Source organism: Varunaivibrio sulfuroxidans (assembly GCF_029318635.1).
GTDB lineage: Bacteria > Pseudomonadota > Alphaproteobacteria > Rhodospirillales > Magnetovibrionaceae > Varunaivibrio > Varunaivibrio sulfuroxidans.
On record NZ_CP119676.1, the window covers coordinates 398,545 to 424,298 of the forward strand.

A 25,754-nucleotide genomic window follows, 5' to 3' on the forward strand; every position below is an offset into this window, starting at 1 on the left:
TGTAGGCAGGGGTGGGGGAGGGATAAAAACAGGCATGCATGTTATTCAATTTCAAACAACCCCTCGACTTCAACCGCGACGCCAAGGGGGAGGGAGGGTGCGCCGACGGCGGCGCGGGCATGTTTGCCGATGTCGCCGAAAACCTCGACCATGAGGTCGGATGCCCCGTTGACGACTTTGGGGTGGTCGGTGAAGTCGGCGGTGCAGTGGACGAAGCCGCCCAGGCGGACGACGCGCTTGACCCGCTCAAGATCGCCGCCGCAAGCCGCCTTAAGTTGGGCGATCAGGTTGAGCCCGCACAATCGCGCCGCGGCGTACCCCTCGTCGACGTCTATAGTGTCACCTAGGCGACCCAGGTATTTCAAGGCGCCGTTTTCCACGGTGATCTGCCCCGATACGACGACCAAGTTGCCGGAAACGACGAACGGTACATAGTTGGCGGCGGGGGCGGCGGCCTGGGGCAGGGTGACGCCTTTTTCCTTGAGGCGTTCTTCGACGGTTTTGGGCATGACGGACTCCTTAGCTTAAGAAAGATCGCTTGAAGATAAGCCGGTTTTTACAAATGAGAAGAGCCTTCTTGGTTCCAGGGGGAATGTTCAAGGTTAAAAAAAACGAGACGCCCCCATGGGAGCGTCCCGCAGATGTCAATAATCGACGCCGCGGATCAAGGAGATGAGCGTCGTGCGGTCGTATCGTTACGAACAGCCGCTGGTCGCTCCACATGTGTCACATTTCATGCAGGTACCGTTGCGCACCAAGGTGAAGTTGCCGCACTCACCGCACGAATCGCCCTCATAGCCCTTCATGCGCGCCTCGCGGACACGTTCCATATGAATATCGACGGTTTCCACCATGGTGCTTTCGACGCTGATTGAGGTATGGTCGGTGCCTGTCGATAAGGATTGCGGCGCGGCGAGGGGGGTGTCCAACAAGGCGGATTCGGCGCTTTTTTCCACGCTTTTGCGGTCTTTGGCGCCGCTGATCACCGTCAGCTTTCCGCGCATGAACCCTTGGCTGGCCATGCGCTCGACCATTTCCAACGCTTCCTCGGCTTTTTTCAAGTCGCCCTCGTCGTTGCCCGAACCTAAGGCGTCGGGCAGGGTGTCGGCGGGTTGAACGTGGGCGAGATCGTTGCGCCCAAGGTAGGATACGGCCAATTCGCGGAACAGGTAATCGAGGATCGACGTCGCCATCTTGATGGTGTCGTTGCCTTCGACCAGGCCGGAAGGCTCGAACCGGGTAAAGGTGAAGGCTTCGACGAATTCCTCCAGTGGGACGCCGTATTGAAGCGCGATCGAAATCGCGATTGCGAAGTTGTTCATCAAGGAGCGGAAGGCCGCGCCCTCCTTGTGCATGTCGATGAAGATTTCGCCCAGGCGACCGTCTTCGTATTCCCCGGTGCGCAGATAGACCTTATGGCCGCCGACGACGGCCTTTTGCGTATATCCCTTGCGGCGGTGGGGCAGGCGACCACGTTCGGCGCGGTTGACGATGCGCTCGACGATGCGTTCGGCGACCCGTTCGACCCTTTCGCTGTTCGAATTGGCCGCGGCCAGTTGTTCGCCCAGGGTATCCTCATCGTCGTCGTCATCCAGCAGGGCGCTTTGCAGGGGTTGGCTCAATTTCGATCCATCGCGGTATAGGGCGTTGGCCTTGACGCCCAGGCGCCACGACAGCATGTAGGCGTCCTTGCATTCGTCCACGGTGGCCGAATTGGGCATGTTGATGGTTTTCGAGATGGCCCCCGAGATGAAAGGCTGCGCCGCCGCCATCATGCGGATATGGCTCTCGACGCTGAGTGAGCGCTTGCCGATCCGCCCACAGGGATTGGCGCAGTCGAACACCGCGAGATGCTCGTCCTTGATGTGCGGCGCGCCTTCCAGTGTCATCGCGCCACAAACGTAGGTGTTGGCGTCTTCGATTTGTTGACGGGAGAACCCTAAGAACGCCAGCATGTCGAAAGAAAGGTCGTTCAACGCCTCAAGGGGAATGTTCAGGGTTTGGATACAAAAGGCCTCACCCAGAGTCCACTTGTTGAAAACGAATTTAATGTCGAAGGTGTCCGTCAGGGACGTTTCCAGATCTTGCAGGATGTCCGCCGTGAAGCCCTTTTCCTTGAGGCTATCGTGATTAATGGCGGGCGCCCCCTTCAAGGTGCCGTGGCCAAGGGCGTAGCGTTCGATATCGAAAATCTCGTTCTCGCCATAGCCCAATCGGGTCAGGGCGGTCGGGACCATGCGATTGATGATCTTGAAATACCCGCCGCCGGCCAGTTTCTTGAACTTGACCAGGGCGAAATCGGGCTCGATTCCGGTTGTGTCGCAATCCATCACCAGGCCGATCGTGCCGGTGGGGGCGACAACGGTGGTTTGGGCGTTGCGGTAACCATGGGCCTCACCCAACTCAAGGGCGGCGTCCCAGGCGTTTTTGGCCGCTTCGATCAGGGGCTCGTCGGGACAATTGGCGCTGTCCAGCGGCACGGGGAGGACGGAAAGTCCCTCGTATCCCTTGTTCTTGCCGTGGGCCGCGAGACGGTGGTTGCGGATCACGTTGAGCATGGACTGGGCGTTTTCCCGGTAGCGGGGGAACGTGCCCAACTGTTCGGCCATCTCCGCTGAGGTGGCGTAGGAAACACCGGTCATCAGCGCCGACACGGCGCCGCAAATGGCGCGTCCCTCGGGGCTGTCATAGGAATATCCGGCGGCCATCAGATAGCCGCCGATATTGGCGAAGCCTAGGCCCAGGGTTCGGAAATCGTATGATCGCTGGGCAATTTCCGCCGAGGGAAACTGCGCCATCATCACCGAAATTTCCAGGGTGACGGTCCACAGGCGTACCGCGTGTGCGAAGGCGGCGGCGGCGAAGGAAGCATCCTCCTCGATGAAGTTCATCAGGTTCAAGGACGCCAGATTGCAGGCGGTATCGTCCAGGAACATGTATTCCGAGCACGGGTTGGAGGCGTTGATGCGCCCCGATTGCGGGCAGGTGTGCCATTCGTTGATGGTGGTGTCGAACTGTAGGCCGGGATCGGCGCAGGCCCAGGCGGCATGGCCGATATCGTCCCAAAGGTCGCGGGCTTTAACGGTCTTGCTGACCACCCCGTCGGTGCGCCGAATCAGGTCCCAGTCGCCGCCGTCGAGCACGGTTTGAATGAAGTCGTTGGTCAGACGCACGGTGTTGTTGGAGTTTTGCCCCGATACCGTCAGGTAGGCTTCGGAATCCCAGTCGGTGTCATAGGTCGGAAAATCGACTTCGAGGAAGCCTTGTTCGGCGAATTGGATGATCCGTTGGATGTAGTTTTCCGGGATCATGACCGCGCGGGCGTCCTTGATAGTGCGCTTCAATTCGGGGTTGCTTTTCGGATTGAAGCGTTCGTCGTCACCCAGTCCCGGCGCCCGGCATGCCGCCATCACGGCGTTGAGGTGTTTTTTCGCCAGCTTCGATCCTGTGACTAAAGCTGCGACTTTTTGCTCTTCGTGAACCTTCCAGTTGATGAACTCGCCGATATCGGGATGATCGACGTCAACCACCACCATTTTCGCCGCGCGCCTCGTCGTGCCGCCCGATTTAATCGCGCCCGCCGCGCGGTCGCCGATCTTCAAAAAACTCATCAGTCCGGACGATTTTCCGCCGCCTGAAAGCCCTTCGTTGCCGGCGCGCAGCTTGGAAAAATTGGTGCCCGTGCCTGAACCGTACTTGAACAGGCGCGCTTCGCGCACCCACAAATCCATGATGCCGCCCTCGTTGACCAAATCGTCTTCGATCGACTGGATGAAGCAGGCGTGGGGCTGCGGATGTTCGTAGGCGGATTTGGATTTAATCAGTTTGCCGGTTTTGAAATCGACATAATGGTGGCCCTGGGCCGGGCCGTCGATGCCGTAAGCCCAGAACAATCCGGTGTTGAACCACTGCGGCGAATTGGGGGCGCCGATCTGGGCGCACAGCATATAGCGCATTTCATCGAAATAGGCTTGGGCGTCTTCCTCGGCGTCGAAATATCCGCCTTTCCATCCCCAGTAGGTCCAGGTGCCGGCCAGACGGTCGAAAACTTGCTTACAGCTGGTTTCCGAGGTTGTCCGCGCCTCTTCGGGAAGATCGTTCAGTTTTTTTTGATCGGCGACCTTGCGCCACAAAAAAGAGGGGACGGTATTTTCTTCCACGGGCTTGAGGGCGCTGGGGACGCCGGCCTTGCGGAAATATTTCTGCGCCAAGACGTCGCAGGCGACCTGGGACCAGCCAACGGGGGCTTCCATGTTCGGCAATTGGAACACGACCGAGCCGTCGGGGTTTTTAATCTCGCTCGATGTGGTGCGAAACTGAAAATTGTCATAGGGGGAACAGTCGGCTTGGGTGAAGTGACGGAGAATACGCATGAGGTTTTTTGTACCCGTTTTCTAGGGATTGATGATTTTCTTTTTCGATGTGAGCCGTCAGGCCCCCCGGGTCAAAAAGACGATGACTCCAGGCCTATGATTTTTAGACAAACGCCTACGACGCATACGAAATATGGCACGCATGGAATGTCCCCCAAGATGGCGGTGCGCCTTGTTTTCGGCGCATCGTGCGCCCGCCGTCACCATAAACGCCATGCAACGTGCATTGGATACACTACATTGCGTATTCTCTGGGCGGCGAACGCACAAGATGTAGCTCTAAAACATCCGGATGTTCAAGAAGAATTTTTTCCACAGATTTCATGTAATCATTTAATATCAATGTATTGTAGTGTTATTTTGAATTTTTTACTCAATGTCGCATCCGAACTCGATGTCTTTGGAGAGCATCGTTGCGGCAGGTGAAAATGCTTGAGTTCATGGGCCTTCAACGCGCAAAGTTCAACTTTTGGGGGAGTTTTCGTCGTGCGGGGCGCCACCTCCCGTGTCCGCCTCGAACTAAGAATCGGGTTGGGGGATTCGTGTAGGGATAAGGGGTCCTTGCCGAATAAAAATACGGGGCATATTCTGTGGCTTTATTGCCGGTAGCGGTTTATGAATCGCGCAGTATGACGCCCGCAAAAATCGGGTTCGTACCCGGGTCCCGGCCTTTGGATAACGCCAAGTCCAGATGCACTGCATATTGATTTTAAGGAGATTCCTCGTCATGTCTATTTCAACGCGCCTCTATACCTTATTGAAAGGCGATTTGGTCGGCGCCGATGAATTCGGCAATCGGTATTACCGCTCCAAGGGACCCAAGCTTAATGGGCGCGAACGTCGTTGGGTGCTTTATCGGGGTAAGGCCGAACCTTCGAAGGTGCCCGGCGAATGGCATGCCTGGCTACATCACACCAGCGCCGCGCCTTTGTCGGAAAAGGGGATACAGCCCAAGGCGTGGCAAAAAGAGCATTTGCCTAATCTAACGGGGACGGTCAACGCCTATCATCCCAAGGGCCATCCTGCGGCCGGGGCGCAGCGCCAGCACGCCACGGGCGATTATCAGGCTTGGCAACCGGAATAATCTCCTTATAACGTAAAGGATAGAGGGGGTTCTGGGGGGGGGCGTCCAGGCAAATACGCCCCGCCGAGAGCATATCGAGTTCGCATAAAGAGCGTGTAATTGATGAGGGCCAGCAGACCGTGAATACGGAAACTCGCAATATCGTTACAGGCGCGGTGGTGTTCGCTATTTTTGTGATGGCGGTGGTCTTTTCGTATACCTCGCGGGACATTGGCGCGGGCGCATCGGGCGACTATTATGAGCTTAACGCCGTGTTTAACCGGATCGACGGCCTATACGAAGGCGACGATGTTCGTTTGGCGGGTGTGCGTGTCGGAACGGTCGGGATGCAGCGGCTCGATAAAAACTATCGGGCCGTGGTGACCTTAAAAATTAAAAAGGATGTCGTGCTGCCCAAGGATTCTTCCGCCGCCATTCACACCGACGGTCTTTTCGGCTCCAAGGCCGTCGTGTTGGAACCGGGTGGGGATATAAAGAACTTGAAATCGGGCGATACTATTTCCTTTACTCAGGACTCCGTGATCGTCAGTGATTTGTTGAACTTGATCATCTCCGAAGGCAAGGCGCGCCGCCAGGAGAAAAAACCCGCCGCGAATGGAAAATGAGTGAGGATACCATGGGCAGACACGCGATCGAGACGGTGATGGGGGCGGCGGTTTTGATCGTGGCCGGCGTTTTTGTCTATTTCGCCATCAACACCGCCCAAGTCGGAACCATGTCCGGTTACGAGGTGAAGGCCGCCTTTTATACGATCGGCGGGCTGAGCAAGGGATCGGACGTTCGCTTAAGCGGCGTCAAGGTGGGAACCGTCGTCGATGCGGGGCTCGACCCTAAAAACTATGATGCTATGGTGACCTTGCGTTTGGCCGGTGATGTTCGTCTGCCTAAGGATACGGTGGCCTCGATTACGTCCAGTGGTATGTTGGGCGATAAATACGTTCGTCTGGAACCGGGTAAGGATACCGCCATGATCGCCGATGGCGGGCAAATCACCCACACCAAGGATTACCGTTCTCTGGAAGATCAGGTCGGTGAGATTATTTTTCTCGCCACCGGCGGGACGGGCAAGGGTAACCCATAACGCCATCCTTTATGTGCATCGGAAAGGTTTTCCCCTTATGCGCCAAAATACGCGGAGCGCTGGTCCGACCTCTCAATATTGGGATTCCGAACGTTACCGTCGAAACGCCGCGTTCGTTTCTGAGTTCGGTCGGGAGCTTTTGGATGAGTTGGCCCCACGTATGGGGGAGGATATCCTTGATTTAGGTTGTGGTGACGGGACGCTCGGGGCGGCGATTGCCGAAAGAGGAGGCAATGTGGTGGGGATCGATTTCGCCCCCGATCAAGTCAAGACGGCGCGCGCGCGCGGGATCGCCGCTCATGTCGGACATGGCGCGCATTTACTCTACGAGAACGACTTCGATGCGGTTTTTTCCAATGCCGCGCTGCACTGGATGCACCCGCCCGAAGATGTCGCCAAAAGTGTCTTTCGGGCGTTGCGTCCGGGCGGCAGGTTCATCGGGGAAATGGGCGGTATCGGCAACGTGGCCACCGTTCGGCGCGCTTTGCTTGACGCTTTGTCCAAGTGCGGCGTCGATGGCAAGGCGTTCGATCCTTGGTTTTTCCCTTCCCGCGAAAGCTATCGGGATATCTTGGAAGAGGCAGGCTTTACGGTATCGGCTATCATGCTTTTTGACCGACCGACCCCACTGCCCGGCGATTTTATCTCATGGCTGGAGACCTTCGCCGAATCTTTCCTAAGCGCGGTCGATTCCGCCCGGCGCGCTGCGCTTATGGATGCTGTCCGCGCCGCTGTTCGCGCCGACCTGTGCACTCCCGAAGAGGGGTGGGTGCTAGACTATGTGCGCCTACGGTTCCATGCAGAAAAACCGGAGATCCGATGAAACGCGACCCTCTTTATGTCTTCGTTTTGAGTAGCTTTTTTTTACTGCTCCTGTCCGCGCCGGCATGGGCTGTCCCCTACAATACGGCGGTTTTGCAGGCGCTGGACAAGGTCACGGCGCGGGTAACCAAAATCGAGGCCCCGATCGGACGGGTGGTCCATTTCGGCACGCTGGAAATCATCGCCCGGGCGTGCGACAAAAAACCCCCGGAAGATACGCCCGAAAGCGCTGCGTTTTTGGATATCTGGGAAGAACGCCCCGGCGAACCGACCGCGAGCGTATTTCGCGGCTGGATGTTCGCCTCCAGCCCCGCCTTGTCGGCGATGGAGCACCCGGTCTACGACGTTTGGGTTCTCGATTGCATAAACACGGCTTCGAGCGCACCTTCGAGCAGCGACGGTGGTGGGTCACAGTAAAATTCGGCGTCAACGCTAAAGGCGTCGTCGAGGCGCTTGTGGTAGTCGGCCGCCGAAATTTCGATTGCGCCCAGACGGTGGAGATGCTCGGTGAGGAACTGACTGTCGAGCAGGCGAAATCCCGAGATATTCAAGCGCGCCACGAGGTGGACCAACGCCACTTTCGAGGCGTCGGTCATTCGCGAGAACATGCTTTCGCCAAAAAAAGCGCCTTTCAACGCCAGCCCGTAAAGTCCGCCGACGAGGCGACCGTCCTTCCAGGTTTCGACACTGTGCGCGAGACCCAGGGTATGCATTTCTATAAAACAGCGGCGGATTTTATCGTTAATCCAGGTCTCGGGACGTTCGGGCGTCGTCTCGGCGCAGGCGTCGATCACGGCCTCGAATGCGGTGTCGCAGCGCACTTCAAAGAGCGATTTACGAACCGTTTTGCGCAGCGAGCGCGAAACATGCAAGCCGTCCAAAGGAAGGATGCCCCGAACTTCGGGGTCAACCCAAAAAATTGTCGGGTCATCGCGGCTTTCCGACATGGGAAAAACGCCGGCGGCATAGGCGCGCACCAGGATTTCCGGTGTCAGAAGGTGCGGGCCAACGGAGGGTCTAGGCATCCTTATCGACGAACTTTTCCAACCAGTGAATGTTGTAATCGCCATTGATGACATCCGCCGCCGAGACCAAGCGTTGATGCAGAGGAATGGTGGTTTCCAGGCCATCGATGACAAATTCGCTCAAGGCCCGCCGCAAACGCATGAGACATTCGTTGCGATTGGTGCCGTGCACGATCAGTTTGGCGATCATGCTGTCGTAATGTGGGGGAACCTTGTAGCTGGAGTACAACGCCGAATCGACCCGCACCCCAAGGCCGCCCGGAGCGTGATAAATCCCCACCGTGCCCGGCGACGGCATGAACGTGACCGGGTTTTCGGCGTTGATCCGACATTCAATGGCGTGCCCGGAGAAGGTTATGTCTTCTTGGGCGTAACCCAGGGGTGCGCCATTGGCGATGCGCACCATTTCGCGCACCAGATCAATGCCGGTAATCATTTCCGTGACGGGATGTTCGACCTGAAGACGGGTGTTCATTTCGATGAAGTAAAAACGGCCGTCCTCGTACAGAAATTCGATGGTTCCCGCGCTGCGATAGCCGATTTTGGCGATGGCCTCGGCGGCGATGGCGCCGATTTCGGCGCGTTGTTCGGCGTTGAGCGCGGGCGAGGGCGCCTCCTCGAGAACCTTTTGGTTGCGTCGTTGCAGCGAGCAGTCGCGTTCGCCCAGGTGAACGACATTGCCGAAATGATCGGCGAGGACCTGAATTTCGATATGGCGAGGTTTTTGCAGATATTTTTCCAGATAAACCTCACCGCTACCAAAAGCCGATTCGGCTTCGTTCGCGGCCATCTTGATGGCGTCGGGCAGTTCGGAGGCGTTTTGTGCGAGCTTCATGCCGCGTCCACCACCTCCGGCCGAGGCTTTGATCAGAACCGGGTAGCCGATTTCCTCGGCGATGGACAGGGCCTCGTCGATATCTTTGACCGCGCCGTCGGACCCGGGCACGACGGGGATTCCCGCCGCTTTGACGGCCTCCTTTGCGGCGATCTTATCGCCCATCAGCTTGATGTGTTCGGCGGTCGGGCCGATGAAGGTAAAACCGTGTTCTTCGACCATGGCGGCGAAGTCGGCGTTCTCCGACAGGAAGCCGTATCCGGGGTGGATAGCGTCGGCGTTTGAATTTGCCGCGGCACAGAGAATGGCGGGGATATTGAGATAGCTGTCCTTGGCCGCGGGCGGGCCGATGCACACCGATTCGTCGGCTAGGCGCACGTGCATGGCGTCGGCGTCGGCGGTGGAATGCACGGCCACCGTTTGGATTCCCATTTCCTTGCATGCCCTTAAGATACGTAAGGCAATTTCGCCGCGGTTGGCGATGAGAACTTTGTCGAACATTGTGATCAGTCCCGTTCTCTTATTCGATAATCAGTAAGGGTTCGCCAAATTCGATGGGCGCGCCCGTTTCGACGAGAATCTCGGTAACGGTTCCATCCTTGGGCGCGTGTATCTGGTTGAAGACCTTCATCGCCTCGACCAACATGACGGTGTCGCCCGCCTTGACGACGTCGCCGACGTTGACAAACGCCGGAGCGCCGGGTTCGGCCGAGGTATAGACGACGCCGACCATCGGCGAGGTGACGACACCGGGGTGCTCGGCGGGAGAAGGCGCGGGCGCGGGCGCATCAACGGGGGGCGCGCCATGGACCGGCGCGGGCGAGTGGGGCACTCTGGGCGCGTCGATGTGAGTGACGGCGGCGGTGCGGGCGATGCGGACGTGCACGTCGCCCTGGCCATATTCGATCTCGGTCAATCCTGTTTCATCCAGAACGGCGGCCAATTTGCGAATCAATTCATCGTCAACGTCGAGTTTGTGCGTCATTTATCCTGTCACTTATTGTTTTAAAATGTGGGCGAGGGCGTCCACGGCCATGGCGTAACCAAAACCGCCGAAACCGGCGATCATGCCGACGGCGGCCTTAGAGACATACGAGTGGTGGCGAAATTCCTCGCGCTGATGGATGTTGGATAGGTGAACTTCAACGACCGGGAGATCGCACGATAAAAGCGCGTCGAGCAGCGCTACGGAAGTGTGCGTATAAGCCCCGGCGTTGACGATCAACGCGGCGGCGCGGTCGTGGCGGGCCTGCTGCACCCAGCCGACCAGCTCGCCTTCGCTGTTGGACTGGCGGAAGGTCACCCCCAGACCGCATTTTTGAGCGTGTGCGCGGGTCGCCGCTTCGATATCCGCCAGGGTCTCGTGTCCGTAAATTTCGGGCTCGCGGGCGCCGAGCATGTTCAGGTTGGGGCCGTTCAAGACCAGGATCTGAGAGGTCATCGCCGAGAAATCCTGTTTATCATGATGAGGGGGGCGTTATAGCACCACGCGGCCTTGTGTAACAGCGAGATTTCCCTATGTTAGTTTCAATTTCTTGAACGCATGCGCAAAAAAATACCAGCTTTGAGGATACTCCATGTCTATTCGCTTGACTATAAATGGCGAAAGCCGTGACTTCGACGATGTCTTGAGCGTTGCGAAATTGCTGTCCACCATCGGATTGGACGGCGGCAAGGTCGCGGTCGAACGCAATCAGGAAATCGTATCTAAATCGGCCTATGAAACGACGATTCTCGGTCAGGGTGACCGTCTGGAAATCGTCCATTTTATCGGTGGCGGCGCGTCCGATACCAATAGAGATACGTTCGATATTGCCGGAAAAACCTTCTGGTCACGCCTTCTGGTGGGAACGGGAAAATACAAGGATTTCGAAGAAACGGCCAAGGCGATTGAAGCCTCGGGCGCGCAAATCGTCACCGTGGCGGTACGCCGGGTTAATGTTTCCGACCCCTCTCAGCCGATGCTGGTCGATTATGTCGATCCCAACACCTATACCTATTTGCCCAACACGGCGGGGTGTTATACGGCGGACGACGCCGTGCGCACGCTGCGTCTGGCGCGTGAAGCGGGCGGTTGGGATCTCGTTAAATTGGAGGTTTTGGGCGATCAGAAAACCTTGTACCCGAACATGACGGAAACCTTGATCGCCGCAGAAACGTTGGTTCGCGAAGGCTTTAAGGTGATGGTCTATTGTTCGGACGACCCGATCATGGCGCGTAAGCTGGAGGATTTGGGCTGCGTGGCGATTATGCCCTTGGCCGCGCCGATCGGATCGGGTTTGGGGATTCAAAACCCGGTCGGGATTCGCCTGATTATCGAACAGTCCAAGGTTCCCGTCTTGGTCGATGCCGGGGTCGGCACCGCGTCCGATGCCGCCGTGGCGATGGAACTGGGCTGTGACGGGGTGTTGATGAATACCGCCATCGCCGAGGCCAAGGATCCGATTAAAATGGCGCGAGCCATGAAGTTGGCCGTCGAATCGGGGCGTCTCGCCTACCTTGCGGGACGCATGGCGAAGAAACGTTACGCCGATCCCAGCTCGCCCCTGGCGGGCTTGATTTAGGCATTTCGCCTCGGCGTACGGCGAATTTTTCACTTTTCGTCTTCGTTTTTAAAAAGCGACCAGATCGTGCAAGGACGGTGACGCGTATTGTGTTCTATGCGAAACTGCGAATATACGCTATGACAACGTGTACGTGCAGGCGGGGGTGCCTGGACGGGTAATTTTACCGCACCGCCCTATAAAGGAGCGGTGAAAAACTCGAAATAATTGTAAAACAGGGGGGGATTAACGTGTCCATTAAACATCCGATCATCGCCGTGACCGGGTCGTCCGGTGCGGGAACGAGCACCGTCAAGGACGCCTTCGAACATGTATTTAGGCGTGCGAAAATCAATGCCGCCGTGATCGAGGGGGATAGTTTTCACCGCTATAATCGCGCCGACATGAAAAAGCAGATGCTCGAAGCCGAAAAAAGAGGGGACAACACCTTTAGCCATTTCGGAGAAAAAGCGAATCTTTTTAAAGAATTGGAGGAGCTTTTTAAGACCTACGGTGAGACGGGGCGAGGCAAACGTCGGCTGTATCTGCATAGTGAAAGCGAAGCGGCGGCCTATCCGGGATTGAAGCCCGGAGAGTTCACCCCCTGGGAAGATATCCCACCTAACACCGATCTGATGTTTTACGAGGGACTTCATGGCGCCATCGTGTCCAATGGAATCAATATGAAGTCGTGTACGGATCTACGGATCGGCGTGGTTCCCGTGATCAATCTGGAGTGGATACAAAAAATCCACCGTGACACCAGCCAGCGGGGGTATTCTCAAGAAGCGGTGATGGATACCATTTTGAGGCGAATGCACGACTACGTTCATTACATCGTACCGCAATTCGTCAATACGGATATCAACTTCCAGCGCGTTCCCGTGGTGGATACGTCCGATCCGATTATATCGCGTGACATCCCGACGCCCGATGAAAGCCTTGTCGTGATTCGTTTCCGTAGCCCAGAGGCAATTCCGGGAGGCGTGGATTTCCCATATCTCTTACAGATGATCCATGATTCCTTCATGTCGCGGCGCAACACCATCGTCGTTCCCGGTGGAAAAATGGGACTGGCGATGGAATTAATTTTGACGCCGATCATCAGCTACATGTTGGATAACCGCCATAAGTAAGGCTTTTCCGTAACTTCATGGCGTACGGCCCCTGGAAAATAAATTTCCGGGGGCTTTTTCCCGGGTGGATGCGTGACACCCGAACCGATGAGCCACAAGCGTCCAAGCCGTACATCGAACAAGCCGTACATCAAGCCGTTTATGAAAGCTTGTCGCGGCAGGGGTAGGAGCTACGGCTTTTTCTTTCCGGTGTCTTCGAAACGTCCCAGATTGCCCAAAAGCTGTTGCATCAGCGTCAATTCGTTCCCCGCGGTAGGTGTTTCTCGTGTCACCGGCGTCATGTTTTGGGCTTGATCCAGTCCTACTTTCTTAACGGAACGGACGACACCCTTGTTGTCGAAGGCGATTACAAGGATCGTTCGCGCGGTGACTTTGGGTTTAAAAAATGCCTCGGTCGCCGTGTGCTCGGTGATGTAGTACCAGACCTCGTTCTTGTCGAACACGGCGACGGAAGAGGGGGATCCAAGTACGTCTTTAACGGTTTGTTTCGTGTAATCGCCGGGAACGATCTCGGCAACTTTTGCGGGGTCGGGGTCGCTGCCGTGGGTTTCGATGCGCGGGGCGCATGCCGTAAGTGCAACGCCCACAAGCATCAGGGCGGCGAAATACGCGAGGCGCGATTTCCTTCCGCGTGCAAACGTGTATTGCCTTGCTTGACTGAAAAGACCCATTATATCTATCGCTTTTTCGTCCCAGGTGGCCTAAGACAGCCGTCGGAGGCGGGGATGCCGTGGTCTTTAGGATCGTGAACGCAACCTACCGCGATCACCGGATCGTGAACACGGACAGGCGGGCGCCGCACCCCGACTCCGAAAAGGCCGTGTAGGCTTTTTCCGTCTATCCAATGCAGATAAATGACACCCCCCCCGGCATCTGTCAATCGCTGGTCCGTGTCGCAAAACAGATGTCGTGAGATTGCCCATGAAACTTTTTCGTCGCATATGGAGGCCCGATCATTCGGAAAGCGCCGCGCACAGCCTGTACGGCGCGCTGGTCGCCCAGGCGCGACGTCCCTCATTTTACCTTGAATATGGCGTCGCCGATACCTTGGACGGTCGCGTGGATATGATTTTTTTGCACACGATTGTGCTTCTTCGGCGTCTGGGGCAGGCGCGACATCAGACACGGCGCACCGCGCAGAGTCTTTATGATATCCTTTTTTACGATCTCGAGACCGGTTTGCGCGAACAGGGAATCGGCGATGACGGCGTTCTGCACAAACTACGGGCGATGACCGAAAGCTTCAGTGGTCGCGTCGGCGCCTACGACGGTGCGTTGAAGGAAGATGACGTTTCGGCGCTCGTGTCGGCGCTGGCGCGTAATATTTACCGAAGTGACCGGTTGGATGACGCGCGCATTTTGCGCATGGCGCATTACACGCGGGCATGTGTCCAACTGCTGGATAGCCAGCCGATCGCAACCTTATGCGAAGGGCGGGTGCGTTTCGCCGAACCGCCTACAATACCCACGCCCGGAAGTGTGAAGCCGCAACCGACACCAGAACGAACGGCGCAAGGTGAGGAAATTCAATGATCCACGCGACAACCCCCTCGGCGCAAAATCGCCTGGATACCGCGATCCAACGCAGCGAATTTTACCGCCCCGTCAAAGCCGATAAAATTCGCGACGAATATCATGTCGTGATTACAGCCTCCCACGATGAGTGCGCCGCCTTGGCCCGGCGTTTTTCCTTGCTTGTGATTGAACGGTTGCAAGCGGATGTGCGTGTAACGCCGGGGGGACGGGGCGCCTTCGTGTTGACGGCAAAAATGTCGAGCCGGGTCGTTCAGGCCTGCACGGTCACGCAGGAACCCGTTGCGGAAAACATCGACTGCGTGTTTAGCGTCTCCTATAGCCTTGATTCTCCTGAATACTGGGGAAGTGAAAAAGGGCATGATTCGGATGCAGGGGAGGAATACGCCGACCCTCCGGAACCAATCGTGAACGGTGAAATTGACATGGGCGAGTGCGTTGCGGAACAATTAATCCTTGAAATCACCCCCTATCCGCGGGTACATGGCGCATCATTTGTCGATGTCGCCGTCGATGCGCCGAAGAAAAGTGGCGAAAATGACGGCGTCGAGGCGAGGGTAACGGGCCGAAAAAGTCCTTTTTCCGTTCTCGAGAGACTTAAACAAAACGCGGATGAAAAATCATAAACCGGGTATTGTCTTGCCCCGGCATGTTTTTTTGTTTAATTAAGCACCCCGTTTCCCTTCCGGGATTCTTGAAAAGGTAACGAAAATGGCAGTCCCTAAGAAAAAAGTATCAAAATCCAGACGTAACCAACGCCGCGCCCATGACGCCCTTGGCGCGACGCAATATGAAGAATGCTCTTCGTGTGGTGAATTGAAGCAGCCGCACCATGTGTGCCCTGCGTGCGGCCAGTATAATGGACGCGAGGTTCTGGAGTCGGGCACGGCGGCCTGAAACACCCTCCTTCAGCGCACTTAAAAGCGAGGTATAGGCTTTGACCGAGCGGGTAATCTTGTCCGTCGACGCTATGGGTGGCGATGACGCGCCCTTTGTGGTGATCGAAGGCATGGACTTGGCGCTCAAGCGGATGCCTGACTTGGGTTTCTTGTTGTTTGGTGACGAGAGCAAGATTCTTCCCTTGCTCGGCCGGTTTCCGCGCGTCAAGGCATTGACCGAATGCCGTCATACCCCGGACGCGGTGTCCAATGACGAAAAAGCCGGCGCGGCTTTACGCTCTGGACGAAATTCCTCGATGCGTCTGGCCATTAATGCGGTGGCTTCCGGCGAATCTTCCGGCGTGGTTTCGGCGGGTAATACCGGCGCGTTAATGGCGATGGCGAAGTTCGTCTTGAAAACATTGCCGGGGATAGATCGTCCGGCGATCGCCACCTATTTTCCCACCTTGCGCAACGAATGCGTGATGCTGGATCTTGGCGCGAATATCCTATGCGACGCCGATAATTTGGTTCAGTTCGCCGTCATGGGAGAAGTGTTCGCCCGTCATGTCTTGAAGTTGAATCAGCCGACAATCGGTATTTTGAATGTCGGCAGTGAGGACCTCAAGGGGCATGACTCGGTCAAGCAGGCGGCCGCCATTTTGTCCGATACGAATTTGCCCATCCGGTTTTATGGCTTTGTCGAAGGCGATGACATTGGCGCGGGAACCGTTGACGTTATCGTCACGGATGGGTTTACGGGAAATGTCGCCTTGAAAACGGCGGAGGGGACGGCGCGACTTTTCAGTACCTCCCTGCGCGCCGCGTTTAAATCCTCGCTATTGGGTAAAATCGGCGCCTTGGTCGCAATGCCCGCCCTGAATAAGTTCCGCGACCGCTTCGATCCCCGGCGCTACAACGGCGCGATGTTCCTAGGGTTGAACGGGGTATGCGTGAAAAGCCACGGCGGTACGGACGCATTTGGTTTTTCCTGTGCGCTTCAAGTTGCGCATAAATTGATCAAGGACCAATTGAACGAAGGAATCAAAGCCGATTTCGCCCGTTTGAACGTGGAGCCTTCTTCCTTAGACCCGGCATCGCAGGAGGAGTAAAGGATGTCCGTTCGCGCGCGTATTATCGGTACCGGATCGTATCTTCCGGATAAAATTCTTACCAACGCGGCGCTATCGCAAACCGTCGATACCTCGGATTCGTGGATTCGATCGCGCACCGGAATCGCCCAGCGCCATATCGCGGCCGACGGACAATATACATCCGATCTCGCCTTCAAGGCGGCGCGGGCCGCGCTGGCGCGCGCGCAGGTAGACGCGGCCGAGGTCGATCTGATCGTTCTCGCCACCACGACGCCCGACAACACCTTTCCCTCGACGGCGGTCAAGGTGCAGGCCATGCTGGGGATGCAGCGCGGCGCCGCCTTCGATGTTCAGGCGGTCTGTTCGGGATTTATTTATGCATTATCGGTCGCCGACAATTTTATTCGCGCCGGGCAGGCGAAAACGGTTCTGGTGATCGGGGCGGAAACGTTCTCGCGTATTCTCGATTGGGAAGACCGCGCAACTTGCGTTCTTTTCGGCGACGGCGCGGGGGCCGTCGTCCTGCGTGGGGAAACCACGGACGGATCGCACGCGCGCCCGCCGGGAATTTTATCGACGCATTTGCATTCCGACGGCAGGTTCGCCAATCTTCTTTATGTCGATGGAGGGGCGTCCTCCACGCAAAGTGTTGGCCACGTGCGTATGTCGGGCCGTGAAGTGTTTCGTCACGCCGTGGTCAATTTGGCGGCGGTTGTTGTCGAGGCGCTCCACGCCAACGGTCTGGATCAGTCCGATATCGACTGGATCGTGCCCCATCAAGCCAACAAACGAATTTTGGACGGAACCGCCCGCAAGTTAGGTGTTGCGCCCGATCGGGTCGTCGTCACCGTGGACAAGCACGCCAACACCTCCGCCGCATCCGTTCCGTTGGCTCTTGATGAAGCTGTGCGTGATGGGCGAATTAAGGAAGGCGACCTTGTTCTGATGGAAGCCATGGGGGGCGGTCTAACGTGGGGCGCGGCGCTGGTGCGCTGGTAGGTCGCCTTCGGAGTGCTTGAGCGTGTCCCGTGCGGCACGAAACGCTTTGATGTTGCGATGCACAAGTTACGTTTCCGATGGCTTTCGGCATCCCTTTGATATTGACGCAATAATCGTCACGCGATACCCTTGAGTGTTATTTGACCTTAAAGTGGAACCTGGGACTAACGATGGCAAATAGAACCATTACACGCGCACAGTTGAGCGAGGCGGTCTATCAAGAGGTCGGCCTATCGCGAAATGAGTCCGCTGTTCTTCTCGAGGCGGTCCTTAATTACATGTCCGAAGCCCTGGTTCGCGAGGAGACGGTGAAGATTTCATCGTTTGGAAGTTTTTCCGTGCGTAAAAAGGGACAGCGTATTGGACGTAATCCTAAAACCGGCGAGGAGGTGCCGATCCTTCCCCGCAAGGTTCTGGTTTTTCGTCCATCCCAGGTTATGAAATCGCGCATTAACGAGTCGGATTCCTCCCGTTGATCTTCATCTAACTGGGATAAGGCGGATTTTTCGAATGTCCACTCATCCTTCAACGCACTACGCCGCCGCGAAAAAGCGGCGAAACGGAAAGTCGGAGAACGCCTTTCGTACGATCAGCGAGGTTGCCGATGAGCTTTCCCTAGCCTCACATGTCTTACGGTTCTGGGAAACCAAATTCGCCCAAATACAACCCATGAAAAGAGGGGGCGGGCGACGGTACTACCGTCCAGAGGATGTCGCTCTGCTGCGCCAAATCCGCACTTTACTCTACGATAAGGGTTACACGATAAAGGGCGTGCAAAAGCTCATGCGTGAGGGGGATATCCCCCTGTCGGATGAAGAGCGCCTGGCGCCGTCTTCCGTCTCTCCCGATGGAGGCTCGAAACACGACGGAGACGCCCCCGATCCATCGCCTCGACGCGCCTCTCATCGGGATGATTTGCGGGCGGTGTTGGGTGAACTTGAGGCGTTGCGGGACCTTTTATAAAAATCCCCATCAAAGGTGAATACCGCCATTGCACATCACAGCGGCGGCGCGTATAGTGCGCGCGCTGTCACTTTGTGAAGCGAAATCAACACGGTCGGACGGAGCGTAGCGCAGTCTGGTAGCGCACTATACTGGGGGTGTAGGGGTCGTGGGTTCGAATCCCGCCGCTCCGACCAAAAAAAGGGATGGGTCCTATGACCCATCCCTTTTTCTTTTTTTAGGCGCGATAAAGTCTAGGGTCGGGAGCTCTTAATTATGGCGTGTTGGCGCATCCCCCATTTTGAATGGAGGTCTCCTGTTTCAACCCGTTTTTAAAAAGAAACCATTTTTTTGGCCATGGACATCCGATCCGCCCCCCATGGCATGGGGGGCGTTGGCGGGCGGTTGCGTGCGCGGACGATTGTACCGGCCTTGGGGTCTTCGAGGCGTACGCTCGCCGCATCCGTGCGAACCTCCACGCCGCCGCCGGACCAATGCGCGACTTGAAATGCGCCCATCATATCCCCAATCCAATATTTGGTACCCCGAATCCCAATCGTCGCCAAACGCGTGTTGATGGTTATTCCTCGATCGTTTTGTTTTCCGATAAGGCCGCTGGCTCCATCGAGCACGCCGGACACCAAATTCAAGGTAGCGCCGTTCTGGAAAGAATAATCAAAAACATTGAACGATGTTCGCTCGCCAAGGGTGAATAGAGCGTCGTCGATCATTTTAATTTCAAGGCGCGCATCAGCCCCCGTCGAGAGAATGTCTCCGATAAAAACGGCGACACCGGGCGCCAGGGGCCTCGATATGGCGTCCAACACCGCGACGGCGCGTCCCTTGACGCGTAAGACCGTTCCGGCTTTTTCTCCCGATGCTTGTTGGGTGGACGCGTCCTGCGCCGCCTGCGCCATTCGACCGCTAAACAGTCCATACATTCCGGCGACGAAAGGGGCGAACATGACTTTAATGGTGGTGCGTCTGTTCATACCTAAAAACCAATCATTGATTTGCATTGATTGCTTACGCGTATTTGAACCCACACTAGAGCACGGATCAAGGTTAATATCCTGCGCAATTGTGTTTCCGCCCGATACCGTACAGGGGTATAAGAACCACGACATTTGTTATAGGCGACGGTTTTCGATGATCATCAATAGCTTGTTTCGAGATAAAAAGATTGCCGTTTTGGGGTTGGGCGTCTCCGGTATGGCCAGTGTTGACGCTTTGCGGGCCAGTGGTGCACAGGTGTTCGCTTGGGATGACGCGGACGAACGTCGCCGCGAATGTTTGGGGCTTGGCGTCGAACCCGTCGATTTGGCGGGGCTCGACTGGACGGCGGAAAAGTTCGATTACTTGCTGTTAAGCCCGGGCATTGCGCATACCCACCCTCGTCCGCACCCGGTGGCGCAATTGGCGAAAAAGGTCGAATGCCCCATCGTCTGCGACGTCGAATTGTTGACTCTCGCCCAAGGAAAATCACGCTTTATCGGTATTACCGGAACCAACGGAAAATCCACCACGACAGCACTGATTGGCCATATTTTCGAAAAAGTAGGCCGCCAGGTGCAAGTGGGGGGGAATTTAGGTATTCCCGCACTTGCGCTCAGCCCCTTGGAAGAGGGGGGCGTTTACGTTCTCGAGTTATCCTCGTATCAATTGGAACTGCTGCACGAGAGTGTGTTCGACATCGCCATTTTACTGAACATCAGCCCGGATCATTTGGATCGCCATGGTGGAATGGCGGGGTATGTCGCCGCCAAGGAGAGAATCTTTGAAACACGGGAGGAAAGTGCTCTTAGCGCGGTCGTCGGCGCCGATGATGCGACATCCCGGGAAATTTTGTCTCGTCTCCACGCGCGCGGACAGCGGCGGGTTGTTGCGATCATGGCGGGCGCTTCGGCGTATATGCGGGAGGCCACAAAGAACACGGGCGAGGTTTTCGCTGGGGTGTATATGGATGACTATATCCTGATGGACGCCCTGGACGGCGTCCCCGGAACGCCCGTCTTGGACATCCGTGAGTGCGCCAACCTTCGTGGGCGCCATAATGCACAGAACGCCTGTGCGGCATATGCCGCGGTGCGCTTGTCCGGCGTGGCGCTAGACGATGCGCAGGCCGCCATACGGTCTTTCCCTGGGCTGGCTCACCGCCAGGAATGCGTAGGGTCCCGCCATGGCGTTACCTTTATTAACGACAGTAAGGCGACCAATGGGGATGCCTGTGCGCGGGCGTTGGATAGTTATAAAAATATTTACTGGATCGCCGGCGGCCAGGCCAAGGATGATGGCCTTGATGGCGTTTTGGCGCATCTGAAAGAAGTGCGCCGCGCCTTTCTCATCGGAGACGCCGCCGATTCCTTTGGGGAAATTCTAAAGGGTGTCGTTCCCATCAGCCAATCGAAAATCTTGCGGGCGGCCGTCAATGACGCCTTCGCTGCGGCCCGCGAGGATGGGGTGGGGGATGCCGTCGTGCTGTTGTCTCCGGCATGTGCGTCGTTCGATCAGTTTAAAAATTTTATGGAGCGTGGCGATGCGTTTAGGGAAATTGCCCAGGGCATTTGTCATCGAGCAACCCCTTGAACCGTTTTCTCGAAAAACAAAAAAAGGCTGGCGCCTTATTCAGGGCCAGCCCAAGTTTTGTGCTCTTGAGGGAAGATCGTGGTTCCGTATGAACCGTGACCTTGCATGACCTTTATGCCGCCTTTTATGAAAAAGGTCTGTGACCTACGTCACAGACCTTTTTTTTATAATTTAAAAATTATGTAAAAATATAATATTTCATTTTAAATCAGCATGTTGAGTTATGTATGCCCTAGTATAAAATTATGTGTTTTTTAGCCCCATCTGATCGGGAACGCTCCACGTCAGTGCGGAACCCTGAGTTTGGGCGTCTTGCAGCCAGCGATGAACGACCTTGGCCTTGCGTTTTCTGTCGCGTATGAACTCCATAAAAACGTCATAACAAGGACCGTTTTTCCGCGGACGAAGATCGCGTATACCCCGTTCGAGGTTATTGGCGACGTCAATTTGAACAAGGAGCCAATCGGTGATTTCGTCCTCTTCGACGATCGTGCGCATAAAATCGAAAACACGCCGCCACTGCTGTGAACGCTCAAGGGCCGAGTTGACGTGAAAGGGGTGATTGTGGAGGTATTTATGAATTTCACGCCACTTTTTATGACGGAAGGCGGCGACACTTAACGCGCCCGGCTCCTTGCGCAGCAATTCTTTTTCTTCTTCTTCGAGATGCCGGAAGATGATCGGCTTACGGCATTTTTGTGCACGGGGATTCCTCATCAAACGGTATTCCTTGGGTTTCTATCGGTTATTAAAACTATTCTATATCCTTATGACCCTGTTTTCCATTTCTTCGATTGGGAATTTAGCCAACAGGCCTTATGTTTATATAGTGTCGAAGTCCGACGATCGCTTCTCGTTGCCTAAATGTCGCGAGGAGAAACGGCGAACAACGCATAAGTTAGGGGTGCACGCTGAAAATGTCGAATAACCCGGAAAAAGATGATTACAAAAGGCTGATGGACCAAAAACGGTTTTTCGGAGAGGTTGAGCAGGGGCTGCAGATTGCCAATCGTGAGATCATTCACAGCCGAATACCGACTCTGAACAAAGAATCCGTTTTGTCCTTCGCTGTTGTCGTCGCCCGCATGCGGGCGACGTATCTTGAGGCCGCGTTTCAGATTTCGACAACGGACCACGCGCTGGAACCGACCCAGGAGAGTGTCCAGAGACTGCGCAATGCTCGTGAAATGTACGAGGAGGGCAAGGCCGCCTTCGAAGCGCTACGTTATGCTATCGAGCGTGGCTACGTGGATGTTGATCTTAGCTGATTCAGCGTTCGGATCGTCAAATTTTCCTGTAATTTTTAAATTCTGGATATTTCCATCGCTCCCGCCGCGCCAGGTGCGCGACGGGGCTGTTTATATGAGGCTTTTTGGAGGGGGCGAGGTTAGAGCGTATGCGCAGTGGAAACGTCGGGAGCAAAACACAAAACCTCCCCCAATTGCGCTGTCTCAAGATACCGAGAGACCGTTTGAGAAACATCGACCAGAACAAATTTTTTGTTTAACCGAGCAGCCTTTTGATAGGCTTCCAAAAGGCACGCGATGCCGGAGCCATCAACCTCCGTTACTCGCGCCAGCTTGACCATGATTAGGTGAGCGCTGGAAATGGCTTGTAATAAAGTTTCTCGAAGCTCAAGCGCCGATTCCAGTTCAAGGCTTCCCTTAACGGACACAAGTGTCGCCCGTTCGTGGGTTGTTTCTATTTGTACGTTTGTTTTCATGATGGCTTACGCGCCTTTTTTTGTTTTTTCATTACGTTGTGCCGAGTGCACCTGCCATCCATATGCGATTTTTGTGCCGCAATTAAGTTGTTCCCACCTATCGGAATCTAAAAAATTAAAAAGACGATAAAGGTACATGAAGCATTGCTGCGCGTTTCGTCCGCCCCCTCAATGCGATAGCTATAGAGTAAAGAGCAGGTGGCGCTGGATAACCTGTGTTCCTTCCGGAATTCCTCCCAACAATATCGCATCTCTTGTTGACGCCTTGTGGATAAAAATACAAAGAAAGAATTTTACATTTTCGATTCGCGAAGCTGAGGACCTTAATTGCAGGATGCGAATCGCATATCGCCTCATTGGGGTAAAACTAAACAAGAAAGACAATTGTTTTTTTTAAAATGCAAAAAAAAATTTAAAAAAGGTTTCATTTTGATGAAAGAAATCGGCGAAAATTAAGCGCGACGTTAACGTTTCAGGTCGAATATCGATAGCAAAAAAACATAAAAATTATTTAAAAAAAACATCCTAACACATTAAAATTAAAATGTTTTTTGTATAAGTAGGAACTTTTCTGTCTGGCTGGGTGGTTCCGTTTTTCAGAAAAAATTATCCCCCTTAAGGCTTGTTTTTAGGTAAAAATGCTCTCTAGGAGAGAGTTTGGCATGGCATATGCTTATAATAGGTTAACAGTCTGACGGAGACGGAATAGACCTCCTCCCCCTCCCCATGAAGTTCTGTTTCTTCAGACTGCCCCTATAAAAAGAAACCCACAGTTTGAAAAATGGGTCCAAAAAAATAAAAGTGCCCCTAAAGCACCAAGAAACACAAACAGACTGCCCCCCCGTGTCCCCCCTCCACGGGGGGTTTTCTTTTGGGGCTACGAGGTGAATAGGTCACTGACCCTAAACCTCTTGAATATGGAGAATGCCTTGTGTCTTGAAGTGGAGAGACGACCCTTAGGAAGAAATTATTCAAGAATCTCGCGCCCCGCCGAAGTTAACTTGCAGACGATCCAGTCGGGCTTAAGTGGGTTGTCGAACCACGGTTCGGCCCATCCGTTCCGAATACAACTTTCAACCGTTCGCAAATTTATTTTTTGCCCTTTTTCATCGAAAAGCGGCAGCTTTCCACCGGGCTGCGACAATCCACGGCGCAACCATTTCGCCTGAGAGTCGCTTGGCGCGTGGGCGCTTTTTTTTTCCGTTGAAGATTTTTTCCTTTGGGGCATATTTTTAGGCTCCATGGTTGTTTTCTTGTCTGTGCCATAAGACCGAGGGGTTGGAACAATGACGACGGCGCCACATCGCGACAGGCAAACGCCCTCGACTTTCGAGAACCCTACCTCGACACAGGCGGTTATGGTCTATCTGACGACTCCAGACCGTGAAACCGCCGAGGCCATCGCCCGCGACCTGATCGATCAACGTCTTGCGGCATGCGCCAATCTCATCGAAGATATGACGTCAATATTTTTCTGGGAAGGCGAAGTCCGCCATGACCGGGAATGTATCGTTATCCTTAAAACGCAATATCGGGTGATGTCGGACTTGGTTGCAGCCGTCAAGGCGCTTCATCCCTATGAATGCCCGTGTATCGTCTCGGTTCCCATCGTTGGCGGCGCCGCGGATTTTATTCATTGGATTAAAACCCAAACTTCAATTTAGGCGAAGATCCTTTAATTTGGCGAGACTGTTACGTGGATCGTCTTGGTCGAGGGCGCAAAACACCTCAACGCTTGACGGTGGACGATATTTTATGTGCGATTTGCGCCGCCTCGACGTCTTTTTGCGCAAATCCGGCGTGGATCGACTGGGCCAGCGGCTTAAGCAGGTTGACATCCTTGAGGGACGGGCAACCCTGGCTATCGCGCAAATTTGTCGTCACGGACATTAGGCTCTCGCAAAGCTCGGCGACATGGGCGTATTTCGTCCTGTTAATGCGTCGCACCATGTCCTCGGCAAGGTATATCAGGCGGTCAATCATCATTTTCGTGGCTTCGTCCGCTTCGCCAAACATAGCCAGGGCAGGGACGATGCGATCCACAAGGTAGAGAACTTGAAAGGCGTCGCGTTCCAATTTTAGAAAATTGACGGTTGCGACGGCCTCGTCGATTGCTTGCTGGATGCTTGATGGGTCGATCCGGCCCTGCGCCAATGCCTTGGCGCGCAAGACGTTGGGGACCGGAAATTGCGGAATTGTCGCCTCCCGCGCGGCATCGGGTTTTCGACGTTCCGGGCCGATATATTCGTGGGTCACGATAAACGGTTTGCGCGCAAGAACGAGACTTTTGATGCGGCTGAGAATTTGACTCGCGGACAGGGGCTTTGTCAGGAGGTCGTCGGCGCCTGCGTTGATAATTTGGCGCACGGCGGACGGTGTTGGGCTCCAACTTGTCGCGATGACGGGAATAAATGGGTTTGCAGGGATATCATGATGGCGAAGTTTATGGATAAAAGGGGCGAGACCGCACTCTCCAATATCCATATCGCAGATCAGAAGGTCCGGTTCCAGCGTTTTGAACGATGACTTCAGATCGAAAAGATCCGCACCCAGGCGAATATTGCGAAACCCGTTATCCGTTAAAATATTACGCAGGGTTTGCCGGATAACGCTATCTTGGTCGATCAGAAGGAGGTGGACTTGTTCGAAATTGAAACGTTTCATGTCCAGCGCTCCCCTAAAGGCGGGACTTGCCCCCCAAGCGACGACCCGTGTCGGCAGCGTGGGCGTATCGCCGGCCTCTTTCACATTGTTTTTTTTGCCTCCGAAAACGAAACCCCTAGATGTCCGGAGAAACATCTTGCGCCGGGAAAAACGGGCCGCTCCGGCGTGGTTTGGCATGTGTCGTAAAATCTAAATAGCCGATAGGCGTCGATCTTTTTCTTAGATCTATAAATCACCCCGTTCGAGCCGAATTTCACGATCTTCAAGTATCGGCGCAATGTGCCGGATTGTTTCTACAATTAAACCTTAAAATCATAATGATATGTTACGAGGATACATGCTTTCCTCGTCGTCGGCAACGGTTTGTAACGGTAGCAGGTCGTCCGAAACGGCTTTGGGGCGGGAAATCGCGTGGGACAACGGGGAGATATCCCCG

29 protein-coding genes and 1 tRNA gene are annotated in these 25,754 nt (G+C 55.1%); 18 read left to right on the plus strand and 12 right to left on the minus strand.

Going from position 1 to position 25,754, the window contains the following annotated elements:
- Nucleotides 1–41 precede the first annotated feature (41 nt).
- Nucleotides 42–509, minus strand: a complete 468-nt coding sequence (locus P3M64_RS01740; RefSeq protein WP_132939558.1) for a RidA family protein — start codon at nt 507–509, stop codon at nt 42–44.
- 186 nt (nt 510–695) lie between these two features.
- Nucleotides 696–4,373 (minus strand): vitamin B12-dependent ribonucleotide reductase, encoded by a 3,678-nt coding sequence (locus P3M64_RS01745; protein ID WP_132939557.1) that lies wholly within the window; start codon nt 4,371–4,373, stop codon nt 696–698.
- A 727-nt stretch (nt 4,374–5,100) separates the two neighbouring features.
- On the opposite strand from P3M64_RS01745, the gene P3M64_RS01750 reads away from it, so the two are divergent.
- From P3M64_RS01750 to P3M64_RS01770, 5 genes are all read left to right on the plus strand, one after another.
- The gene (locus P3M64_RS01750) at nt 5,101–5,457 is read left to right on the plus strand and encodes an NADH:ubiquinone oxidoreductase subunit NDUFA12 (RefSeq protein WP_132939556.1); all 357 of its coding nucleotides are present in this window, start codon (nt 5,101–5,103) and stop codon (nt 5,455–5,457) included.
- A gap of 119 nt (nt 5,458–5,576) precedes the next feature.
- Complete coding sequence (locus P3M64_RS01755; RefSeq protein ID WP_132939555.1) at nt 5,577–6,062, plus strand: MlaD family protein; 486 nt, start codon at nt 5,577–5,579, stop codon at nt 6,060–6,062.
- Entirely contained in the window at nt 6,059–6,538 is a 480-nt protein-coding gene (gene mlaD / locus P3M64_RS01760) for an outer membrane lipid asymmetry maintenance protein MlaD (RefSeq protein ID WP_243644800.1), read from the plus strand. Before P3M64_RS01755 ends, mlaD begins: the two co-directional genes overlap by 4 nt.
- Before the next feature lie 160 nt (nt 6,539–6,698).
- Complete coding sequence (locus P3M64_RS01765; RefSeq protein WP_243644799.1) at nt 6,699–7,361, plus strand: class I SAM-dependent methyltransferase; 663 nt, start codon at nt 6,699–6,701, stop codon at nt 7,359–7,361.
- Nucleotides 7,358–7,777, plus strand: coding sequence for a DUF2155 domain-containing protein (locus P3M64_RS01770; protein ID WP_132939553.1), 420 nt, complete (start codon nt 7,358–7,360; stop codon nt 7,775–7,777). The genes P3M64_RS01765 and P3M64_RS01770 overlap by 4 nt, the downstream gene beginning before the upstream one ends.
- Here the strand turns inward: P3M64_RS01770 and aat are convergent.
- From aat to aroQ, 4 genes are read right to left on the minus strand one after another with little or no spacing between them, the layout of a single operon-like run.
- The gene (gene aat, locus P3M64_RS01775) at nt 7,699–8,385 is read right to left on the minus strand and encodes a leucyl/phenylalanyl-tRNA--protein transferase (RefSeq protein WP_132939552.1); all 687 of its coding nucleotides are present in this window, start codon (nt 8,383–8,385) and stop codon (nt 7,699–7,701) included. The genes P3M64_RS01770 and aat overlap by 79 nt on opposite strands.
- The gene (gene accC, locus P3M64_RS01780) at nt 8,378–9,721 is read right to left on the minus strand and encodes an acetyl-CoA carboxylase biotin carboxylase subunit (RefSeq protein WP_132939551.1); all 1,344 of its coding nucleotides are present in this window, start codon (nt 9,719–9,721) and stop codon (nt 8,378–8,380) included. The genes aat and accC overlap by 8 nt, the downstream gene beginning before the upstream one ends.
- 19 nt (nt 9,722–9,740) lie before the next feature.
- Nucleotides 9,741–10,205, minus strand: a complete 465-nt coding sequence (accB, locus tag P3M64_RS01785) for an acetyl-CoA carboxylase biotin carboxyl carrier protein (RefSeq protein ID WP_132939550.1) — start codon at nt 10,203–10,205, stop codon at nt 9,741–9,743.
- A gap of 12 nt (nt 10,206–10,217) precedes the next feature.
- Entirely contained in the window at nt 10,218–10,661 is a 444-nt protein-coding gene (gene aroQ / locus P3M64_RS01790; RefSeq protein ID WP_132939549.1) for a type II 3-dehydroquinate dehydratase, read from the minus strand.
- 142 nt (nt 10,662–10,803) lie between these two features.
- On the opposite strand from aroQ, the gene thiS reads away from it, so the two are divergent.
- Complete coding sequence (gene thiS / locus P3M64_RS01795) at nt 10,804–11,784, plus strand: sulfur carrier protein ThiS (protein ID WP_132939666.1); 981 nt, start codon at nt 10,804–10,806, stop codon at nt 11,782–11,784.
- A gap of 230 nt (nt 11,785–12,014) precedes the next feature.
- Nucleotides 12,015–12,899 carry a phosphoribulokinase gene (locus P3M64_RS01800; RefSeq protein ID WP_132939548.1) on the plus strand — a complete coding sequence of 295 codons (885 nt, stop codon included), beginning with the start codon at nt 12,015–12,017 and terminating at the stop codon, nt 12,897–12,899.
- A 170-nt stretch (nt 12,900–13,069) separates the two neighbouring features.
- On the opposite strand, the gene P3M64_RS01805 is transcribed toward P3M64_RS01800, so the two are convergent.
- On the minus strand, nt 13,070–13,492 hold the full coding sequence (locus tag P3M64_RS01805; RefSeq protein ID WP_165886359.1) for an outer membrane protein assembly factor BamE: 423 nt from the start codon (nt 13,490–13,492) through the stop codon (nt 13,070–13,072).
- Nucleotides 13,493–13,820: 328 nt separating this feature from the next.
- Here P3M64_RS01805 and P3M64_RS01810 point away from each other — a divergent pair, with 328 nt between their 5' ends.
- The 8 genes from P3M64_RS01810 to P3M64_RS01845 all read left to right on the plus strand — a co-directional run bounded on the left by P3M64_RS01810 (nt 13,821) and on the right by P3M64_RS01845 (nt 18,542).
- Entirely contained in the window at nt 13,821–14,432 is a 612-nt protein-coding gene (locus P3M64_RS01810; protein ID WP_132939546.1) for a ubiquinol-cytochrome C chaperone family protein, read from the plus strand.
- Nucleotides 14,433–14,572: 140 nt separating this feature from the next.
- On the plus strand, nt 14,573–15,058 hold the full coding sequence (locus tag P3M64_RS01815; protein WP_165886358.1) for a YceD family protein: 486 nt from the start codon (nt 14,573–14,575) through the stop codon (nt 15,056–15,058).
- 85 nt (nt 15,059–15,143) lie between these two features.
- Nucleotides 15,144–15,329, plus strand: coding sequence for a 50S ribosomal protein L32 (gene rpmF / locus P3M64_RS01820; RefSeq protein WP_132939544.1), 186 nt, complete (start codon nt 15,144–15,146; stop codon nt 15,327–15,329).
- 40 nt (nt 15,330–15,369) lie between these two features.
- Nucleotides 15,370–16,422, plus strand: a complete 1,053-nt coding sequence (gene plsX, locus P3M64_RS01825; protein ID WP_132939543.1) for a phosphate acyltransferase PlsX — start codon at nt 15,370–15,372, stop codon at nt 16,420–16,422.
- Between the two features lie 3 nt (nt 16,423–16,425).
- The gene (locus P3M64_RS01830) at nt 16,426–17,403 is read left to right on the plus strand and encodes a beta-ketoacyl-ACP synthase III (protein WP_132939542.1); all 978 of its coding nucleotides are present in this window, start codon (nt 16,426–16,428) and stop codon (nt 17,401–17,403) included.
- A 170-nt stretch (nt 17,404–17,573) separates the two neighbouring features.
- On the plus strand, nt 17,574–17,879 hold the full coding sequence (gene ihfA / locus P3M64_RS01835; RefSeq protein WP_132939541.1) for an integration host factor subunit alpha: 306 nt from the start codon (nt 17,574–17,576) through the stop codon (nt 17,877–17,879).
- A 34-nt stretch (nt 17,880–17,913) separates the two neighbouring features.
- Nucleotides 17,914–18,366: a MerR family transcriptional regulator gene (locus P3M64_RS01840; protein WP_132939540.1), complete on the plus strand. Its 453-nt coding sequence runs from the start codon at nt 17,914–17,916 to the stop codon at nt 18,364–18,366.
- Between the two features lie 99 nt (nt 18,367–18,465).
- Nucleotides 18,466–18,542 (plus strand) — tRNA-Pro (locus tag P3M64_RS01845).
- A 135-nt stretch (nt 18,543–18,677) separates the two neighbouring features.
- On the opposite strand, the gene P3M64_RS01850 is transcribed toward P3M64_RS01845, so the two are convergent.
- Nucleotides 18,678–19,337, minus strand: coding sequence for a FecR family protein (locus tag P3M64_RS01850; protein WP_165886357.1), 660 nt, complete (start codon nt 19,335–19,337; stop codon nt 18,678–18,680).
- 157 nt (nt 19,338–19,494) lie between these two features.
- Between P3M64_RS01850 and murD the strand changes: the two genes are divergently transcribed.
- Nucleotides 19,495–20,931 (plus strand): UDP-N-acetylmuramoyl-L-alanine--D-glutamate ligase, encoded by a 1,437-nt coding sequence (murD, locus tag P3M64_RS01855; RefSeq protein ID WP_132939538.1) that lies wholly within the window; start codon nt 19,495–19,497, stop codon nt 20,929–20,931.
- Nucleotides 20,932–21,174: 243 nt separating this feature from the next.
- Here murD and P3M64_RS01860 read toward each other — a convergent pair whose 3' ends face one another.
- Nucleotides 21,175–21,648 carry a hypothetical protein gene (locus tag P3M64_RS01860; RefSeq protein WP_132939537.1) on the minus strand — a complete coding sequence of 158 codons (474 nt, stop codon included), beginning with the start codon at nt 21,646–21,648 and terminating at the stop codon, nt 21,175–21,177.
- A gap of 200 nt (nt 21,649–21,848) precedes the next feature.
- Here P3M64_RS01860 and P3M64_RS01865 point away from each other — a divergent pair, with 200 nt between their 5' ends.
- Nucleotides 21,849–22,199, plus strand: a complete 351-nt coding sequence (locus P3M64_RS01865; protein WP_132939536.1) for a hypothetical protein — start codon at nt 21,849–21,851, stop codon at nt 22,197–22,199.
- A 119-nt stretch (nt 22,200–22,318) separates the two neighbouring features.
- Here P3M64_RS01865 and P3M64_RS01870 read toward each other — a convergent pair whose 3' ends face one another.
- Nucleotides 22,319–22,654, minus strand: a complete 336-nt coding sequence (locus P3M64_RS01870; protein WP_132939535.1) for an STAS domain-containing protein — start codon at nt 22,652–22,654, stop codon at nt 22,319–22,321.
- A 967-nt stretch (nt 22,655–23,621) separates the two neighbouring features.
- Nucleotides 23,622–23,882, minus strand: a complete 261-nt coding sequence (locus tag P3M64_RS01875; RefSeq protein WP_132939534.1) for a hypothetical protein — start codon at nt 23,880–23,882, stop codon at nt 23,622–23,624.
- Nucleotides 23,883–23,940: 58 nt separating this feature from the next.
- On the opposite strand from P3M64_RS01875, the gene cutA reads away from it, so the two are divergent.
- Entirely contained in the window at nt 23,941–24,318 is a 378-nt protein-coding gene (cutA, locus tag P3M64_RS01880; protein WP_132939533.1) for a divalent-cation tolerance protein CutA, read from the plus strand.
- A gap of 64 nt (nt 24,319–24,382) precedes the next feature.
- Here cutA and P3M64_RS01885 read toward each other — a convergent pair whose 3' ends face one another.
- A complete protein-coding gene (locus tag P3M64_RS01885) occupies nt 24,383–25,318 on the minus strand; it encodes a response regulator (RefSeq protein ID WP_165886356.1) in 936 nt (311 codons plus the stop codon).
- Between the last annotated feature and the right edge of the window lie 436 nt (nt 25,319–25,754).

What these genes read in the sequence shown, in the direction of transcription:
- P3M64_RS01740 (WP_132939558.1), bottom strand. Translation starts at nt 509, where the DNA reads ATGCCCAAAACCGTCGAAGAACGCCTCAAGGAAAAAGGCGTCACCCTG.
- P3M64_RS01745 (WP_132939557.1), bottom strand. Translation starts at nt 4,373, where the DNA reads ATGCGTATTCTCCGTCACTTCACCCAAGCCGACTGTTCCCCCTATGAC.
- P3M64_RS01750 (WP_132939556.1), top strand. Translation starts at nt 5,101, where the DNA reads ATGTCTATTTCAACGCGCCTCTATACCTTATTGAAAGGCGATTTGGTC.
- mlaD (WP_243644800.1), top strand. Translation starts at nt 6,059, where the DNA reads ATGAGTGAGGATACCATGGGCAGACACGCGATCGAGACGGTGATGGGG.
- P3M64_RS01765 (WP_243644799.1), top strand. Translation starts at nt 6,699, where the DNA reads ATGGGGGAGGATATCCTTGATTTAGGTTGTGGTGACGGGACGCTCGGG.
- P3M64_RS01770 (WP_132939553.1), top strand. Translation starts at nt 7,358, where the DNA reads ATGAAACGCGACCCTCTTTATGTCTTCGTTTTGAGTAGCTTTTTTTTA.
- aat (WP_132939552.1), bottom strand. Translation starts at nt 8,385, where the DNA reads ATGCCTAGACCCTCCGTTGGCCCGCACCTTCTGACACCGGAAATCCTG.
- accC (WP_132939551.1), bottom strand. Translation starts at nt 9,721, where the DNA reads ATGTTCGACAAAGTTCTCATCGCCAACCGCGGCGAAATTGCCTTACGT.
- accB (WP_132939550.1), bottom strand. Translation starts at nt 10,205, where the DNA reads ATGACGCACAAACTCGACGTTGACGATGAATTGATTCGCAAATTGGCC.
- aroQ (WP_132939549.1), bottom strand. Translation starts at nt 10,661, where the DNA reads ATGACCTCTCAGATCCTGGTCTTGAACGGCCCCAACCTGAACATGCTC.
- P3M64_RS01805 (WP_165886359.1), bottom strand. Translation starts at nt 13,492, where the DNA reads ATGCTTGTGGGCGTTGCACTTACGGCATGCGCCCCGCGCATCGAAACC.
- P3M64_RS01810 (WP_132939546.1), top strand. Translation starts at nt 13,821, where the DNA reads ATGAAACTTTTTCGTCGCATATGGAGGCCCGATCATTCGGAAAGCGCC.
- rpmF (WP_132939544.1), top strand. Translation starts at nt 15,144, where the DNA reads ATGGCAGTCCCTAAGAAAAAAGTATCAAAATCCAGACGTAACCAACGC.
- P3M64_RS01830 (WP_132939542.1), top strand. Translation starts at nt 16,426, where the DNA reads ATGTCCGTTCGCGCGCGTATTATCGGTACCGGATCGTATCTTCCGGAT.
- ihfA (WP_132939541.1), top strand. Translation starts at nt 17,574, where the DNA reads ATGGCAAATAGAACCATTACACGCGCACAGTTGAGCGAGGCGGTCTAT.
- P3M64_RS01840 (WP_132939540.1), top strand. Translation starts at nt 17,914, where the DNA reads ATGTCCACTCATCCTTCAACGCACTACGCCGCCGCGAAAAAGCGGCGA.
- P3M64_RS01850 (WP_165886357.1), bottom strand. Translation starts at nt 19,337, where the DNA reads ATGAACAGACGCACCACCATTAAAGTCATGTTCGCCCCTTTCGTCGCC.
- murD (WP_132939538.1), top strand. Translation starts at nt 19,495, where the DNA reads ATGATCATCAATAGCTTGTTTCGAGATAAAAAGATTGCCGTTTTGGGG.
- P3M64_RS01860 (WP_132939537.1), bottom strand. Translation starts at nt 21,648, where the DNA reads ATGAGGAATCCCCGTGCACAAAAATGCCGTAAGCCGATCATCTTCCGG.
- P3M64_RS01865 (WP_132939536.1), top strand. Translation starts at nt 21,849, where the DNA reads ATGTCGAATAACCCGGAAAAAGATGATTACAAAAGGCTGATGGACCAA.
- P3M64_RS01870 (WP_132939535.1), bottom strand. Translation starts at nt 22,654, where the DNA reads ATGAAAACAAACGTACAAATAGAAACAACCCACGAACGGGCGACACTT.
- P3M64_RS01875 (WP_132939534.1), bottom strand. Translation starts at nt 23,882, where the DNA reads ATGCCCCAAAGGAAAAAATCTTCAACGGAAAAAAAAAGCGCCCACGCG.
- cutA (WP_132939533.1), top strand. Translation starts at nt 23,941, where the DNA reads ATGACGACGGCGCCACATCGCGACAGGCAAACGCCCTCGACTTTCGAG.
- P3M64_RS01885 (WP_165886356.1), bottom strand. Translation starts at nt 25,318, where the DNA reads ATGAAACGTTTCAATTTCGAACAAGTCCACCTCCTTCTGATCGACCAA.